This window comes from Candidatus Tachikawaea gelatinosa, from assembly GCF_000828815.1.
Lineage (GTDB): Bacteria > Pseudomonadota > Gammaproteobacteria > Enterobacterales > Enterobacteriaceae > Tachikawaea > Tachikawaea gelatinosa.
In genome coordinates, this window is sequence record NZ_AP014521.1 from 358,535 (window position 1) to 374,509 (window position 15,975).

The following is a 15,975-nucleotide window of genomic DNA, read 5'->3' on the forward strand; positions in this document are numbered from 1 at the left end:
TTAGAGGAGTAAAATGTCTCGTATAACACCTATTACAAATTATCGAAACATTGGAATTAGTGCACATATTGATGCTGGCAAAACTACTACTACTGAACGTATACTTTTTTATACTGGTGTTAACCATAAAATTGGAGAGGTTCACGACGGAGCAGCTACAATGGATTGGATGGCACAAGAACAAGAACGCGGAATTACAATTACTTCTGCTGCTACTACTGCTTTCTGGTCTGGTATGGCAAATCAATTTGAACCTCATCGTATTAATATCATTGATACTCCTGGACATGTTGATTTTACAATAGAAGTAGAACGTTCAATGCGTGTTTTAGATGGAGTAGTTATGATTTACTGCGCAGTAGGTGGTGTTCAACCACAATCTGAAACCGTTTGGCGTCAAGCAAATAAATATAAAGTACCACGCATTGCTTTTATTAACAAAATGGATCGAATTGGAGCAAATTTTTTTAAAGTTATTGAACAAATAAAATTACGTTTAGGAGCTGATCCAGTTCCATTACAATTAGCTATTGGTAAAGAAGATAAATTTACTGGGATTATAGACTTAATTAAATTAAAAGCAATTAAATGGAACGAAATTGATCAAGGAACTACTTTTGAGTATCAAGAAATTCCTGAAGATATGCTTGATTTATCTATAAAATGGAGACAAAATCTTATTGAATCTGCTGCAGAAGCATCGGATAATTTGATGGAAAAATATTTATCAGGAGAACATATATCTGAGAAAGAAATTAGAAAATGTTTGCGTAAACGTGTTTTAAATAATGAAATTGTTTTAGTTACTTGTGGGTCAGCTTTTAAGAATAAGGGAGTCCAAGCGATGTTAGATGCAGTAGTAGATTACTTACCTGCACCTACAGATATATCAGCTACACAGGGAATATTAGATATTGAAAACAATACTCCTGTACAACGTTTATCAGATGATAAAGAGCCATTTTCTGCTTTAGCATTTAAAATAGTCAACGATCCATTTGTAGGTAACTTAACATTTTTTAGAGTTTATTCTGGGATTGTTAATTCTGGTGATACTGTTTTAAATTCTGTAAAATCACAACGTGAAAGATTTGGCAGAATAGTACAGATGCATGCAAATAAGAGAGAAGAAATTAAAGAGGTACGTGCTGGTGATATTGCAGCAGCAATTGGTTTAAAAGATGTGATTACTGGTGATACACTTTGTGATCCTAACGTTCCAATTATTTTAGAAAGAATAAAGTTTCCTGAATCAGTGATATCTATTGCTGTAGAACCAAAAACAAAAGCGGATCAGGAAAAAATGGGTTTAGCTTTAAATAGATTAGCAAAAGAAGATCCTTCGTTTCGTGTTTGGACTGACGAAGAATCAAATCAAACTATTATTGCAGGAATGGGTGAACTTCATCTTGACATTATTATTGACCGAATGAAGCGTGAATTTCATGTTGAAGCTAATATAGGAAAACCTCAAGTCGCATATCGTGAAACAATTAAAGAGATTGTTAAAAATGTTGAAGGAAAACATATAAAACAATCTGGGGGACGTGGACAATATGGTCATGTGATGATTGACATGTATCCTTTACCTACAAATAGTAAAAAAAATTATGAATTTATTAACGACATTAAAGGTGGTATCATTCCTAACGAATATATTCCTGCTATTGATAAAGGTATAAAAGAACAGTTAAAATCTGGCCCACTTGCTGGATATCCAGTATTGGATATAGGAATACGTTTACATTTTGGTTCTTATCATGACGTAGATTCTTCTGAATTAGCATTTAAAATAGCTGCTTCTATTGCATTTAAAAGTGCTTTTAAAAGAGCTAAACCAGTAATACTTGAACCTATTATGCAAGTAGAAATAGAAATGCCAGAAGAAAATATGGGAGATGTCATCGGTGATATTAATCGTAGAAGAGGTATTATTGAAGGCATGAATAATAATGCAATGGGTAAAATTATTCGTGCAAAAGTTCCTTTATCTGAAATGTTTGGTTATGCTACTGATTTAAGATCTCAAACACAAGGACGAGCATCTTATTCAATGGAATTTTTAAAATATGAAGAAGCTCCGCACAATATTACACAAAATATTATTACATCTCGTGTTTAATAAAAACGTTTAATATATCATAGGAAAATTATTTAAAAATAATTTTATTAAAGTTATGTCTAAAGAACAATTTCAAAGAAATAAAATACATATTAATGTTGGAACGATAGGTCATGTAGACCATGGTAAAACTACTTTAACTTCAGCAATAACTACAGTTCTTGCAAAAAAATACGGTGGACAAGCTCGTGCATTTGATCAAATAGACAATGCACCAGAAGAAAAAGCAAGAGGTATTACTATCAATACTTCTCACGTTGAATATGAAACGATGAAACGGCACTATGCTCATGTAGATTGCCCTGGACATGCTGACTACGTAAAAAACATGATAACAGGGGCTGCTCAAATGGATGGTGCGATTTTAGTTGTTGCTGCAACAGATGGTCCAATGCCTCAAACAAGAGAACATATTTTGCTTGCCAGACAAGTTGGAGTTCCTTATATTATTGTTTTTTTAAATAAATGTGATGCAGTAGATGATGAAGAACTATTAGAACTGGTAGAAATGGAAGTAAGAGATTTATTATCACAATATGATTTTCCAGGAGAAACTGCTCCTATAATACGTGGTTCTGCACTTAAAGCTCTAGAAGGACAACCTGAATGGGAAGAAAAAATAATTAAACTATCAGAAATACTAGATAGTTATATTCCTAATCCAGAACGTGCTATTGATCAACCTTTTTTACTACCTATAGAAGATGTATTTTCTATTTCTGGTCGTGGTACAGTCGTTACTGGTCGAGTAGAACGAGGAATTGTAAAAGTAGGAGATGAAATTGAAATTATCGGTATCAAAGATACTGTTAAATCTATTTGTACAGGAGTAGAAATGTTTAGAAAGCTTCTTGATCAAGGACAAGCGGGTGAAAACGTAGGCGTCTTGTTAAGAGGAATAAAAAGAGAAGACATTGAAAGAGGACAAGTATTAGCAAAGCCGAGTTCGATTACACCTCACACTAAATTTGAAGCAGAAGTTTACATTCTTTCCAAGGATGAAGGAGGACGTCATACTCCATTTTTTAAAGGATATCGTCCACAATTTTATTTTCGTACCACTGATGTTACTGGTTCAATAGAATTATCAAAAGATATTGAAATGGTTATGCCTGGTGATAATATTAAAATGATTGTGAATTTAATTCATCCCATTGCGATGGATAAAGGTTTAAGATTTGCAATTCGAGAAGGAGGACGTACTGTTGGTGCAGGTGTGGTTGCAAATATTATCGACTAATTGAAAATTATGATTAATATTTTATAATTTTTTTATACGAGACACACATATTTTTTTTGGAGGAAAAATCATGGATATTGCAGATTTAGCACAAGAAAGAGAAGAAGCTATAATTACTGCTGCACTTTCATCACGTAGAAAAAAAATTCAAAGTCCAGATGGTGTTTGTATATGGTGTCGTGATGAACGAGTTGTTCCAAGTACAGCTTTTTGTTCTGCAGAATGTGGAGAAGATTATCACAAATTTGAAAGAGAAAAAAAACAAAGAATTCTTAGAGATGTATAATTTTTTATTAATAAATAATGTAAAGTTTTTAAAAATGTAAAAATTGTCGGTCGATTTATGTTTATTAATTTTTCGCTCATATATTGAAATTTTTTATATTTTTAATAGTATAAGATACTGAATATTTTTGATTTTCGACCGACAAACTTTTATTCAATACATTTATTTGGTTTCGGTAGACCTGCAATTTTAGCAGATTGTTTTTTTGGATTTTTAGGAAAAAGATATAAAAAATAACGACTGTTTCCTTTTTTTGGTCCATATTTTTTTTTAATTTCTTGCACTAAAAATCGCATTTTAGGATATATATGGAACTTTAAGTAAAAATTACGTATAAATTTGATAATTTCCCAGTGTATTTCTGTTAGAATAATGGATTCTTTTTTAGCAATTTCTTTTGCTATTTCTTCGTCCCAATTTATATAACTTTTTAGATATCCTTCTTTATCAAATTTTTTTTCTTTATTTTTAATATTCACGATTTTTTTCAAAAATTTTGCAATTTTAAAAATTGATTATATGAAACAAAACATTTTAAAATTAAATAATAATTAACGTTTAGAAAATTGTGAACGTTTACGTGCTTTTCTCAATCCTACTTTTTTACGTTCTACTTGACGAGAATCACGTGTAACAAATCCAGATTTTCTTAATTCTTTTTTAAAAGTATCATCATAATCAATTAAAGCACGAGTAATTCCATGACGTATTGCTCCTGCTTGTCCTGAAATTCCTCCACCTTTTACTGTAATATATAAATCTAATTTTTCTTTCATTTGCATGAGTTCTAAAGGTTGATGCACTATCATTCGTGCTGTTTCTCGACCAAAATAATTATTAATTTTACGTTTATTAATAATCATATTTCCTTGTCCTTTTTTTATAAAAACTCTTGCTGAAGCGGTTTTTCTGCGACCTGTTCCGTAATTTTGTTTGTTATTCATAAATTTTATTTTATACTCTTTTTAAAAATTTATCGTTTTTGGTTTTTGTGCTATGTGATTATGTAAGTTTCCTTTATACACTTTTAATTTTTTAAAACATTCCCTTCCTAAAATACCTTTAGGTAACATACCTTTTACTGCATATTCAATAATTTTTTCGGGGGATCGAGAAAAAATTTCTTTAAAACTGCGTTTTTTCATTCCACCAACATATCCACTGTATTGATAGTATATTTTTTTTTCAAATTTCTTTCCAGTAACTGCTATCTTATCTGCATTTAAAACTATTATATAATCACCAACGTCCATATGCGGTGTATATTCTGCTTTATGTTTACCACGTAGATAAGAAGATATCAAAGTAGATAACCTTCCTAAGATTTTGTTAGTGGCATCTATAATGTACCAGTTATGTTTAATATCATTTTTTTTAATTGAAAAAGTTTTCATAGAAAATACCTAAAATATATGTTAACAACTTTAAAAAATATTTTAATGAAAAAATATTTTATGAATTTTTGCTTTTATGCTCTATTATATATAACTGCTAATTATTTTTTATATTAAATAAATTTTTTTATATAACAAAATTTTATTTGTTTATTTTTTTAAATCATGAACACTATTATAATTTTAAAAGTATTTTAAAATACTTAAAACTATGTATTAAATTTATATAAAATATACTAAACGAATAATCTAAAAAAGTATCAATATAGAATAAAAATTTTTAATAAAAATTAATATATATAAAATACAAAAAATTTTAATATGGAAAATAGGAAAAAAAATGAACTGGATATGGATTTATATAGTTTCTTCTTTTTTTATGGGTATATTAATTGGATTAATAATAGTTTTTTTTAATAACAGAAAAATAGAAAAAAGAATTGCCGTTCTTGCATCAATAGAGAAAACAAAAAAAGAAATAGAAGAATATCATAAAGTATGGAACTATTATTTATTAAATAATATTGATTTAGTTAATAAAATATCTAATAACTATTCCAAAATATATCAGAATATGTTACATGTTTCAAGTAAAATAAAAAATAAGGAACACGAAAAAAATACTCGTTTTTTTCATTCTTCAATGAATAAGAATCAAGATACTTCTCGAGAAAAATATAAAATAGAACAATCAATAAAAACTCCACTTGATTATCCAGAAGATATTTCTTAATAAGATAATAAAGTGTTATTAAAAATTATTAATGTGTATTAATTGAAAAAATGTTCTTGTTATATAGAAAAGATATTTAATATTAATTTTATTAAAAAAGATATACTTCACAATACATCTTTTATAAATAAATTTATTGGATTTTTTAGTCTATGATCAAATATTATTACAGAATAATACAATTGTTTTTTTTTATCATTAACTTATTTATAAAAATTATTAATTAATTCAATATCTATAAAAATTAAATATTTTTTTAAATTTTTTTTAAATTAATTACAAATATACTAGTTTTTTTTTGAAAATTTTTATAAAAATATATATACAAATATCTATTATAGTATTTTTTATTTTATGAAATAAATAAACGTTAAAATTCTATAGGATCAATATCAAGAAACCATTTAACTTTTAGTTTAAATGATAAATTTTTAATAAAAATTAATGAATTCTTGATAATCATATATAGTTTTTTCCTAGAAAAATGTTGTATTAATAATACATATTGAAAATCTCGATAGCTTTTATATTTTGATGCTGGACAAGGTCCCATTATCCATAAAAACTTATCTTTTATAAATTTTTTTTCTAAATTTTGACGAATGTATATAAGAAATTTTTCCACTTTCTGTATATTTATATCTTTTGCAAAAAAAACCACATGTTTTGTAAATGGTGGTAAAGACGCTATTTTTCTTTCTAATAAGATTTTTCTAGCTAGTTTGAAATATCCTTCATAAATTAAAGTTTGTAAAAAATTATTTTTAGGATAGTGAGTCTGTATAAATATTTCATTGTTTTTATCATAGTTTTTGATATATTTCATAATTTTTATATAAAAATGAGCAAATTGTTCTATAGATCTAAAATTAGGAGATAATAAAAAATTATCAATATTGAGTAATCCAATTAATGTTATGTTAGAAAAACAATTTTTTTCTAAAATCATTTTGGTTCCAATAAAAATATAAGAATTTTTATAATTATTAATATTTTTATTTAATATATTATTTTCTTTAGAGCTGTCGCTATCAATACGTAATATAGGTATACCAGGAAATAAAACATTTAATTGCTTTTCTAATTGTTCAATACCTGTTCCTAAAAACTTTAAAAAATTAGATCCACATTTCATACAATATAAAGGTACAGAACTTTTTTTATTACAATAATGACAACGTAATTGTAATAAAAAATAATGAAAAGTATAGTGACGATTACAAATATAGCATTTTGATATCCAACCACAAATATCACAAATAATTGTTGAGGAATGACCACGTTTATTTAAAAATAATAAAACTTGATTATTATTATTAAGATGTGTTTTCATGCTATTAATAAGTTGTGACGATAAATAGCAATTATTCTTTATATTTTTAATATTAATAATTTTATTAAATATATTTTTTTTTTTATTGGAAGAACATAATTGAAAATTTAAATAATAATATTTTCCACAGTGCACATTATATAATGTTTCTAACGTAGGTGTTAATGAACTAATGATAATAGGAATATTTTCTTTTTTTGCACGAAATATGGCAAGATCACGTGTATGATATCTACAACCTTTTTGCTCTTTATATGAAGTATCATGTTCTTCATCAAGAATAATTAAACCTAAACAAGGAAAAGGAGAAAATATTGCTGATCTTGTACCAATCACTAACGACGTTTTGTTGTTTTTTATTTTTAACCAAATATTTAATTTTTCTTTTTGACTTAATTTTGAATGAAGTATGTCAATTTTAATATTTATTTTTTTATAAAAGTGTTTAACTATTTTAGATATTAATTTAATTTCTGGCACTAAAATAAGTATTTGTTTTTTATTTATTATAATATTTTTTAAAAAATATAAATATAACTCCATTTTTTTTTCGTTTTCAATTCCAGTTATTACGTATGCAAAAAATTTATTGATATTTTTAATAATCTTATTAATTTCTTTAATTTTTTCTATATGTAAAATAGTATCTTCTTTTTGATATAATGAAGAAAAGTCTTTTGTATTATTGCTACATATTTTTTTTTTTTATATAAAAATTGATATTTTTTTTCTTTTCCTTTTTTAAGGATATTAGGTAAAGAATTAGTTAACATTAACCCTAAAGGGTAATGATAATAATTTGCAGAAAAAAGTAACATATTCCATAATCCTGGAAAAAATAAAGATTCTTGATCTAAGATAGTGTTTATATATTTTAGTTTTAAAGGATCCAAAGCACTATTTTTACATAAATTAACTACAATTCCTATCATAATACGATGACCAAAAACTACTTTTACTCTACTACCAATAACTGGTTTTATTTTAAATGGAATAAGATAATCAAAAATTTGTAGTAAAGGAACAGGTAATGCAATTTGAGCAATTTTCATAATTTTGTTATTATAATTTTAATATTATTTATGTACTAAAAATTATTTTTATAATATTGTGAAAACAATAAAACATACAATATAATTTTTATATTTTATACTTAAAAATTTTTATAAGGTTATTTTTAATGAAAAAAAATATTCATCCAAAATATGAATTAATAACTGTTACTTGTTCTTGCGGTAATATTATTCATACTCGATCAACAATTGGACATAATATAAACTTAGAAGTTTGTAGTAATTGTCATCCATTTTATACTGGAAAGCAAAGAATAATAGACACTACTGGTCGTGTTGATCGATTTAATAAAAAGTTTGATTTATCAAAAAAAAAGATTTATCTATAATTTTTAGTTTTTTTAATTTTCTTCGAAAAATTCTTATCAAATTTTGACATGAAATATAAAACAACATATTTCAATAAAAATAATATGTGTTTTTATTTAAACTTTTTTTTAAAAATTTTTCTATTTATATATTGTGATAAATTTTATTGCAATATATATATCAAATTATTTTTTAATATATAAAATTTTATGAAAAAAAATACAATAGTAGTACATAGTGGATTAAATATCGATAGACAATATGGCTCAGTAGTTCACCCTATTTATTTATCTACTACTTATAATTTTTTAGAGTTTAATCAACCTCGTTTACATGATTATTCCAGAAGATCTAATCCCACACGTGATATAGCTCAAAATTTATTAGCTGAATTAGAAGAAGGAGTAGGAGCTATTTTAACAAATAGCGGTATGTCAGCAATATATCTTCTAACAACAATGTTTTTATCTACTCAAGATTTAATAATAGCTCCTTATGATTGTTATGGAGGTACTTATCGTTTATTAAAAAGTTTACATGATAAAAAAAATTTTACTGTAAAATTTATTGATCAAAATAACATGAATCAAATAAAAAAATCTTTTAATCAAAAACCCAAATTAATATTAATAGAAAGTCCTAGTAATCCTTTATTACGTGTAGTTAATCTTTCTAAGATTTGTAACCTTGCAAAATCAATGAACATAATTAGTGTAGTAGATAATACTTTTCTTAGTCCAATTTTACAAAATCCATTAAAGTTAGGTGCAGATTTAGTTTTGCATTCTTGTACAAAATATTTAAATGGTCATTCTGATATAGTTGCAGGAGCAATTATCGCTAAAGATATTGAAATTTTTAATGAATTGTCTTGGTGGGCCAATAACATTGGTGTAACAAATAGTGCATTTGATAGTTATTTATTAACTAGAGGATTACGTACTCTCTCTTTAAGAATTGATATAGCACAAACAAATACTCTAAAAATTATTGAATATATTAAGAAAAAATCCATTGTTAAAAAGATATATCACCCTTCTTTATCAGATAATATTGGACATAAGTATGCATTAATTCAACAAAAAGGGTTTGGTTCAATGTTAAGTTTTGAAATAAACTCCTCAATGAAAAATATCATAATTTTCTTGAAATCTTTAACATTATTTACACTAGCAGAATCACTTGGAGGTGTAGAAAGTTTAGTTGCACATCCAGCTACTATGACCCATGCTAGTATTTCAAAAGAAGTACGTATTAAATCTGGAATTTCTAATCAACTTATTAGATTATCTATTGGTATAGAAAATTATAAAGATTTAATTAATGATCTAGAAAATGCCTTTAAAAAAATTTAAATAATCAGTTATTATAGTAATTATTTTTCCTTTCCTCATAGATCTTCCATTCAATTCTTCTATATAAAATCAAATTTTTTTTCAAAAAATATTTTTCTATTAAAAGTACTATCAATTAAATCTTAATTTGTAAGGCGAAAAAATGAATTCATTTGCACTTCATAAAAATAAAGTGAAATCATTCAATAAATATCTATTAGAAATAAATAAATCTATAAATATTTCTTTTGAATTTTTTCCTCCAGTAAATCAAAAAATGGAAGATATGTTTTGGATTTCTATTAATAAATTAAATACATTAAGTCCTAATTTTATTTCTATTACATATAATAATAAAATAGGAAAAAATAATCGTACGCATTCTATAGTAAAAAAATTAAAAAATCATAAAAAAATTAATAACATTGCACCTCATTTAACGTGTATTAATTTTAACCGTGAAGAATTGTTAAATATTGCTCATAATTATTGGAATCAAGGTATTCGACATATTGTTGCACTTCGTGGTGATCAAAATGAACATAGTATAAATTCCAAAATGTATGCTTGCGATTTAGTTTCTTTGTTAAAAGAGGTAGGTAATTTTGAAATTTCAGTTGCAGCTTATCCAGAATCACATATAAATTCAAAAAATGCTTATCAAGATCTTATTTATTTAAAAAGAAAAATTGATTGCGGAGCTAATCGTGCAATTACTCAATTTTTCTTTGATACAGATATTTATCTGCGTTTTCGAGATGAATGCGCTGCTATTGGTATTAATGTTGATATTGTTCCTGGTATTTTACCTATATTAAATTTTCAACAATTATGTAAGTTTGCTAATTTTACAAAAGTACATATTCCAAAATGGATATACTCAAGTTTTGAAAAATTAGAAAAAGAACCTAAAATAGAAAAAATTATTAGCGCAAATATTGCAATAGAAATGATAAAAATTTTGTCAAAAGAAGGTGTAAAAAATTTTCATTTTTATACACTAAATCGTAGTGAAATTACTTATGCTATTTGTCGTATTATAAATTTTCAATCTTATTGAAAAATTAGTTTTTAAACATTAATTTTTTATGTAGAATAATAAAAAATTAATAATTGAAAATTTCAAATATAAAATTATTTTTATGAGATGTTTGGTATAAAAATGGATAAATTCAAAGAAAAAAAAAGAAATTTTATTCGTCAAATCATTCAAAAAGATTTAATGAAAGGAAAAAATATAAATATATGTACTCGTTTTCCACCAGAGCCTAATGGTTATCTTCATATTGGACATGCAAAATCTATATGTTTAAATTTTGAAATTGCTAGAGAATACAAAGGAAAATGTTATCTTCGTTTTGATGATACTAATCCTACAAAAGAAAATGTAAATTTTATTAAATCAATTATAAAAGATATTAAATGGTTAGGGTATCAATGGAATGGAAAAATACGATATTCTTCTGATTATTTTGATCAATTTTATTTATACGCAATTCAATTGATTAAAAAAAATTTAGCATATGTAGATGAATTATCACCAGAAGAAATTAGGTTTTATAGGGGTACTAGGACTAGTCTTGGCATTGATAGTCCTTATCGTAATAGAACGATTGAAGAAAATTTATTATTATTTAAAAAAATGAAAAATGGAGAATTTTTAGAAAAAAAAGCTTGTCTTCGTGCTAAAATTGATATGAAATCAAATTTTATTGTAATGCGTGATCCTATACTTTATAGGATTAAATACATTGAACATCATCAAACTAAAAAAAAATGGTGTATTTATCCAATGTATGATTTTGCACAATGTATTTCAGATGCTTTAGAAGGTATTACACATTCAATTTGTACATTAGAATTTCAAGATAATCGACGTCTCTATGAGTGGATATTAGATAAACTTAATTTTAAATTTCATCCTAAACAATATGAATTTTCTCGACTCAATATTGAATATTCAATACTTTCTAAAAGAAAATTAATAAAGCTAATAGAAGAAAAAATTGTTAATAATTGGGATGATCCACGTATTTTAACTATTTCTGGGCTTCGACGTAGAGGTTATACTCCTCTAGCTATTCGAAATTTTTGTGAAAAAATTGGTGTGACAAAACAAGAAAATTTAATAGAACTATCTTTTTTAGAATCTTGTATTCGAGACGAACTAAACAAAAAAGCTTATAGATTAATGGCTGTTATTAATCCATTAAAAATAGTAATTGAGAATTTTCCTCAAGATTATGAAGAAATTATTTTTATGCCTAATCATCCTCAAAATAAAAATTTTGGTATGAAAAAAGTGTTTTTTAATCGAGAATTATGGATAGAAAAATCTGATTTTTTGGAAAAAGCAAGCGATCAATATAGACGTTTAACATTGAATAATGAAGTACGTTTACGTAATGCCTATATTATTCGTGCAAATAAAATAGAAAAAAATAAAAAAGGAGAAATTATTTGTGTTTACTGTAGTTGCGATTTTGATACATTAAATAAGCATCCAAAAGATGGACGTAAAATAAAAGGAGTAATTCATTGGGTATCTATTAAACATGGATTACCAGCAATATTTCATATTTATGATAAACTTTTTATGACAAAAAATCCAAATTTAGAAGATAATTTTAAAGAATCTATTAACCCCCAATCTTTGATAATTAAAAAGGGATTCATAGAACCTCATTTTAAAAATTTAAAATTGGGGACTGCCTTGCAATTTGAACGTGAAGGTTATTTTTATCAGGATACTAATTTTTCTCAAAATATTATCTTTAATCGTACAGTGACTTTAAAAAAAAGTTTTTAAAAAAATTAAATACGAATTTTATTAACCAATTAAATATTGATTTTATTGATTTCTTCTAAAATTTGTTCTACCCATTGATTAATTCTGATATCAGTTAATTCAGGTTGACGATCTTCATCAATCACTAATCCTAAAAAATAGTTATCTATTAATGCTTTTGACGATTCGAAATGATAACCTTTTGTACTCCACTTTCCAATGAAAGTCACTTCTTTTTTTTCTAAAATATCATAAATAATACGCATAGCATCACAAAAATATTCTGTATAGTCTTCTTGATCACCGCAACCAAATATTCCTATTATTTTTTTTTTTAAATTTGCTTTTTTTAAAGTTGGTAAAAAATCATCCCAATCACCTTGGGCTTCGCCATAATACCAAGTAGGAATGCCTAATAAAAGAATGTTAAATTTTTCTAAATCTTTTTTTGTACTTTGTGAAATATCATATACTTTAGAAATTTCTTTGCCTATTCTTTTTTGTATTATTTTTGAAATATGTTCTGTATTACCGGTATCGCTACCAAAAAAAATACCTATTTTTTCCATAAAGCTATATCCTTATTAATTATATAATATATATTATTAGTATTAATTTGTATTATTCTACATATTTATTAGTTAATTATTATTTTTAACAATATTTTATAAAAATTTTGATATGTGATCAAAGATTTTTGAAAAATTATTGTTTTTTATTTGTTTATAACTAAAATTTTATAAAAAATATATATATAAAAAATATTACTTTATAAGAAAGCAAAAACTAAAGATTTCAATTTAATGAACATCATTTGATTAATATCACAACATTATATTTTAAAATTATATATTAATAATCTAGACAATTTAATAAAAATTCACATATCAAAACATTACAGTAGTTCATAAAAATAATCTCAATAAAACATATATTTTATTAATTACAAAATCTATATCGATGCTATAAAAAATAATACTCAAAATTTTTTTTTATTATAAAAAAAAGTATACACAATATTAAACACTGTAATTATTTCTTTAATTAGTGCACTTGTTGCTAACAATATTACATTTATTTTTCAACAAAAAAAACGTTATACTAACGTATTCTAGTAATTTCTTATTTTATTTTTGAATGTAACAAAAAATTAATTCACAGTATAATTATTAATATCACATTATAATATTTCAGAATATATGGAAATAAAATATAATCTATCACGTGATAAAAAAATAAATATTTTTGTAAAAAAGATATAGAACATTGCACAAATTTTTTTATAGAAAATAAAAAAATTGTGCTTTATCGAGAATTTTTTTTTTATAATCTTATTAAAGAAATTCATCTCATTAAACCTTATATTAAGAATTTATGAAAAATAATTAATCTAGATAGTATAAAAAATTAAAGATAAAAACATGTCTTAATCTGAAAGGTTATGCTAATCTTAAAGATTGAAAATATATTATTAAATATTATAAATTACATTTTAAAATTGTTAAATAATGATATTAATCAAAGTTTTTGTTTTATAAATTTATATTATAATGGATTATTAAACATTGATTATTTTTCTAAACATATAGTTTTTTAATTAATATTAATATAAAAAATTTTTAAACTAATTTAAAGTAATATTTAGAATAGTGATTTTTACGAAGATATTAAAACACCTAGATCAGTGATTTAATCTAATTATTATCTTACAATTATTATTAATTATCTTTTTAACAATTATAAAAAATTAGAATATAAAAATTATTATAGAAAAAAATTTTTCTAATTAAATACTACCAAAGTATTTTATAATTTAGATCATAATTTTAGAAAAAAATTTAATTGGATTCAAACAATTTTTTGATCATTTTATATAATAAAAATTTAAAATTTTGTGATAAAAAATTTTTAACTCTTCTTTTTTAAAATTTAATGGTATTCATCAATAGATGAAGATAATATTTTTTTATATTAATATTTGAAACTTCTATCGTTACTAAAGAAATTTATACTATAAAATTTCAGTAAAAAAACGAAAAAAAAACTACAATTTATCATTATTTTCTATTGCATCATATAAAAATATATTATTTTTTCATTTATACGTTTTTTATCTTTCCTTCACTCTTAACTTCAAAAAAAACATCTATATAACCTATTTATATTTTACATAAAAATTTTTTAAAAAAATATTAAAAATATATTTATAATACTATAAAATTTTTTGTGTTGTACATATATAACATATATAACATATATAAAAATTTTAAAATTATTTAACATGAAATAATTTTTTTGAGAAAATTTATGAATAATTTACAATTAGAGAAAATTATTAATCAAAAAATTAATAAAGATTGTATAAAAGATTATCTTCCTAATGGACTGCAAATAGAAGGACGAAAAACGATTAAAAAAATAATCACTGGAGTTACTGCTAATCAAGAATTAATTAACAAAAGCATTGAATTAAATGCTGATGCTATAATAGTGCATCATGGTTTTTTTTGGAAAAATGAATGTCCTATTATCAAAGGAATGAAAAAAAAAAGACTAACAGATTTATTAAAAAATAATATTAATTTATACAGTTGGCATCTACCATTAGATATACATCCTTATTTAGGGAACAATAAACAATTAGCAAATTTACTTAATATAAAAATAGGTGGAAATATTAACACTTTTGTAAACTGGGGCACTTTTAAAAAAGCAATGGATGATAATCAACTTTTACAATTAATTAAAGAAAAATTAATGCGTATTCCGTTACATTGTAAAAGTAAAAATGCTTCAAAATTGATAAAAAAAGTTGCATGGTGTTGTGGGAAAGGACAAAATTTTATTGATACTGTAATCAATTTTGGAAACATCGATGCATTTATAACTGGTGAAGTTTCAGAACAAACTTTTCATAGTGTTTGTGAAAGTAATTTACATTTTTTTTCAGCAGGTCACCATGCAACAGAAGTAGGCGGGATTAAAGCACTAGGTCAATGGTTATCTAGAAAGTATAAGCTTGATATTACTTTTATTAATATTTCTAATCCTTTTTAAAAAATATTAGATTTTTACAAAAATATTAAATGTGTCTTTAATACTATTTGTAAGCGATATTCACTAATTTTAGAAAGAAAATACTTCATATTTTTATGAAAATTTTTTATTTTTTAATTTAATATATATTGAAAATTTATATTTTTTTTAAAATATTAGAAAGAAAAATTTTATTATAAAACAATATAAAATATAAAAAACAGTTAATTTTATATAGTTTGCATTTCATTTTTTTTTAAATTTGTCAAAAATGATAACTTTTATACTATTCTTATTAATATAAGTTTTACTTTAATGATCACACAG

The 15,975-nt window shown here is 23.9% G+C and carries 15 protein-coding genes; 9 read left to right on the forward strand and 6 right to left on the reverse strand.

What is annotated here, in order from left to right; translation table 11 throughout:
• Positions 1 to 13: 13 nt before the first annotated feature.
• The 3 genes from fusA to TGUWTKB_RS01700 all read left to right on the forward strand — a co-directional run bounded on the left by fusA (position 14) and on the right by TGUWTKB_RS01700 (position 3,648).
• Positions 14 to 2,122 (forward strand): elongation factor G, encoded by a 2,109-nt coding sequence (fusA, locus tag TGUWTKB_RS01690; protein ID WP_041062949.1) that lies wholly within the window; start codon positions 14 to 16, stop codon positions 2,120 to 2,122.
• A 55-nt stretch (positions 2,123 to 2,177) separates the two neighbouring features.
• Complete coding sequence (tuf, locus tag TGUWTKB_RS01695) at positions 2,178 to 3,362, forward strand: elongation factor Tu (protein ID WP_041062952.1); 1,185 nt, start codon at positions 2,178 to 2,180, stop codon at positions 3,360 to 3,362.
• A gap of 70 nt (positions 3,363 to 3,432) precedes the next feature.
• A complete protein-coding gene (locus TGUWTKB_RS01700; protein WP_041062955.1) occupies positions 3,433 to 3,648 on the forward strand; it encodes a TraR/DksA C4-type zinc finger protein in 216 nt (71 codons plus the stop codon).
• A 149-nt stretch (positions 3,649 to 3,797) separates the two neighbouring features.
• Here TGUWTKB_RS01700 and TGUWTKB_RS01705 read toward each other — a convergent pair whose 3' ends face one another.
• The 3 genes from TGUWTKB_RS01705 to rplM all read right to left on the reverse strand — a co-directional run bounded on the left by TGUWTKB_RS01705 (position 3,798) and on the right by rplM (position 5,042).
• The gene (locus TGUWTKB_RS01705; RefSeq protein WP_052459547.1) at positions 3,798 to 4,127 is read right to left on the reverse strand and encodes a TusE/DsrC/DsvC family sulfur relay protein; all 330 of its coding nucleotides are present in this window, start codon (positions 4,125 to 4,127) and stop codon (positions 3,798 to 3,800) included.
• A 72-nt stretch (positions 4,128 to 4,199) separates the two neighbouring features.
• Positions 4,200 to 4,592, reverse strand: a complete 393-nt coding sequence (rpsI, locus tag TGUWTKB_RS01710) for a 30S ribosomal protein S9 (protein ID WP_041062958.1) — start codon at positions 4,590 to 4,592, stop codon at positions 4,200 to 4,202.
• Positions 4,593 to 4,613: 21 nt separating this feature from the next.
• A complete protein-coding gene (gene rplM, locus TGUWTKB_RS01715) occupies positions 4,614 to 5,042 on the reverse strand; it encodes a 50S ribosomal protein L13 (protein ID WP_041062961.1) in 429 nt (142 codons plus the stop codon).
• Positions 5,043 to 5,382: 340 nt separating this feature from the next.
• Here rplM and TGUWTKB_RS01720 point away from each other — a divergent pair, with 340 nt between their 5' ends.
• Entirely contained in the window at positions 5,383 to 5,775 is a 393-nt protein-coding gene (locus TGUWTKB_RS01720) for a ZapG family protein (RefSeq protein ID WP_041062964.1), read from the forward strand.
• A 370-nt stretch (positions 5,776 to 6,145) separates the two neighbouring features.
• On the opposite strand, the gene priA is transcribed toward TGUWTKB_RS01720, so the two are convergent.
• On the reverse strand, positions 6,146 to 7,804 hold the full coding sequence (priA, locus tag TGUWTKB_RS01725) for a replication restart helicase PriA (RefSeq protein WP_320408542.1): 1,659 nt from the start codon (positions 7,802 to 7,804) through the stop codon (positions 6,146 to 6,148).
• Positions 7,738 to 8,160, reverse strand: coding sequence for a primosomal protein N' family DNA-binding protein (locus TGUWTKB_RS01730; RefSeq protein ID WP_041062967.1), 423 nt, complete (start codon positions 8,158 to 8,160; stop codon positions 7,738 to 7,740). The genes priA and TGUWTKB_RS01730 overlap by 67 nt, the downstream gene beginning before the upstream one ends.
• Positions 8,161 to 8,288: 128 nt before the next feature.
• On the opposite strand from TGUWTKB_RS01730, the gene rpmE reads away from it, so the two are divergent.
• The 4 genes from rpmE (at position 8,289) to glnS (ending at position 12,633) form a co-directional block, all read left to right on the forward strand.
• Positions 8,289 to 8,510, forward strand: coding sequence for a 50S ribosomal protein L31 (rpmE, locus tag TGUWTKB_RS01735; RefSeq protein WP_041062970.1), 222 nt, complete (start codon positions 8,289 to 8,291; stop codon positions 8,508 to 8,510).
• Between the two features lie 189 nt (positions 8,511 to 8,699).
• Positions 8,700 to 9,845, forward strand: a complete 1,146-nt coding sequence (gene metB / locus TGUWTKB_RS01740) for a cystathionine gamma-synthase (RefSeq protein WP_041062973.1) — start codon at positions 8,700 to 8,702, stop codon at positions 9,843 to 9,845.
• A 142-nt stretch (positions 9,846 to 9,987) separates the two neighbouring features.
• Positions 9,988 to 10,884 carry a methylenetetrahydrofolate reductase gene (gene metF / locus TGUWTKB_RS01745; protein WP_041062976.1) on the forward strand — a complete coding sequence of 299 codons (897 nt, stop codon included), beginning with the start codon at positions 9,988 to 9,990 and terminating at the stop codon, positions 10,882 to 10,884.
• A 102-nt stretch (positions 10,885 to 10,986) separates the two neighbouring features.
• Complete coding sequence (gene glnS / locus TGUWTKB_RS01750; RefSeq protein WP_041062979.1) at positions 10,987 to 12,633, forward strand: glutamine--tRNA ligase; 1,647 nt, start codon at positions 10,987 to 10,989, stop codon at positions 12,631 to 12,633.
• Between the two features lie 29 nt (positions 12,634 to 12,662).
• Here glnS and fldA read toward each other — a convergent pair whose 3' ends face one another.
• Positions 12,663 to 13,181 (reverse strand): flavodoxin FldA, encoded by a 519-nt coding sequence (gene fldA / locus TGUWTKB_RS01755; RefSeq protein ID WP_041062982.1) that lies wholly within the window; start codon positions 13,179 to 13,181, stop codon positions 12,663 to 12,665.
• A gap of 1,738 nt (positions 13,182 to 14,919) precedes the next feature.
• Between fldA and TGUWTKB_RS01760 the strand changes: the two genes are divergently transcribed.
• The gene (locus tag TGUWTKB_RS01760; RefSeq protein WP_041062985.1) at positions 14,920 to 15,669 is read left to right on the forward strand and encodes a Nif3-like dinuclear metal center hexameric protein; all 750 of its coding nucleotides are present in this window, start codon (positions 14,920 to 14,922) and stop codon (positions 15,667 to 15,669) included.
• The last annotated feature ends 306 nt before the right edge of the window (positions 15,670 to 15,975 follow it).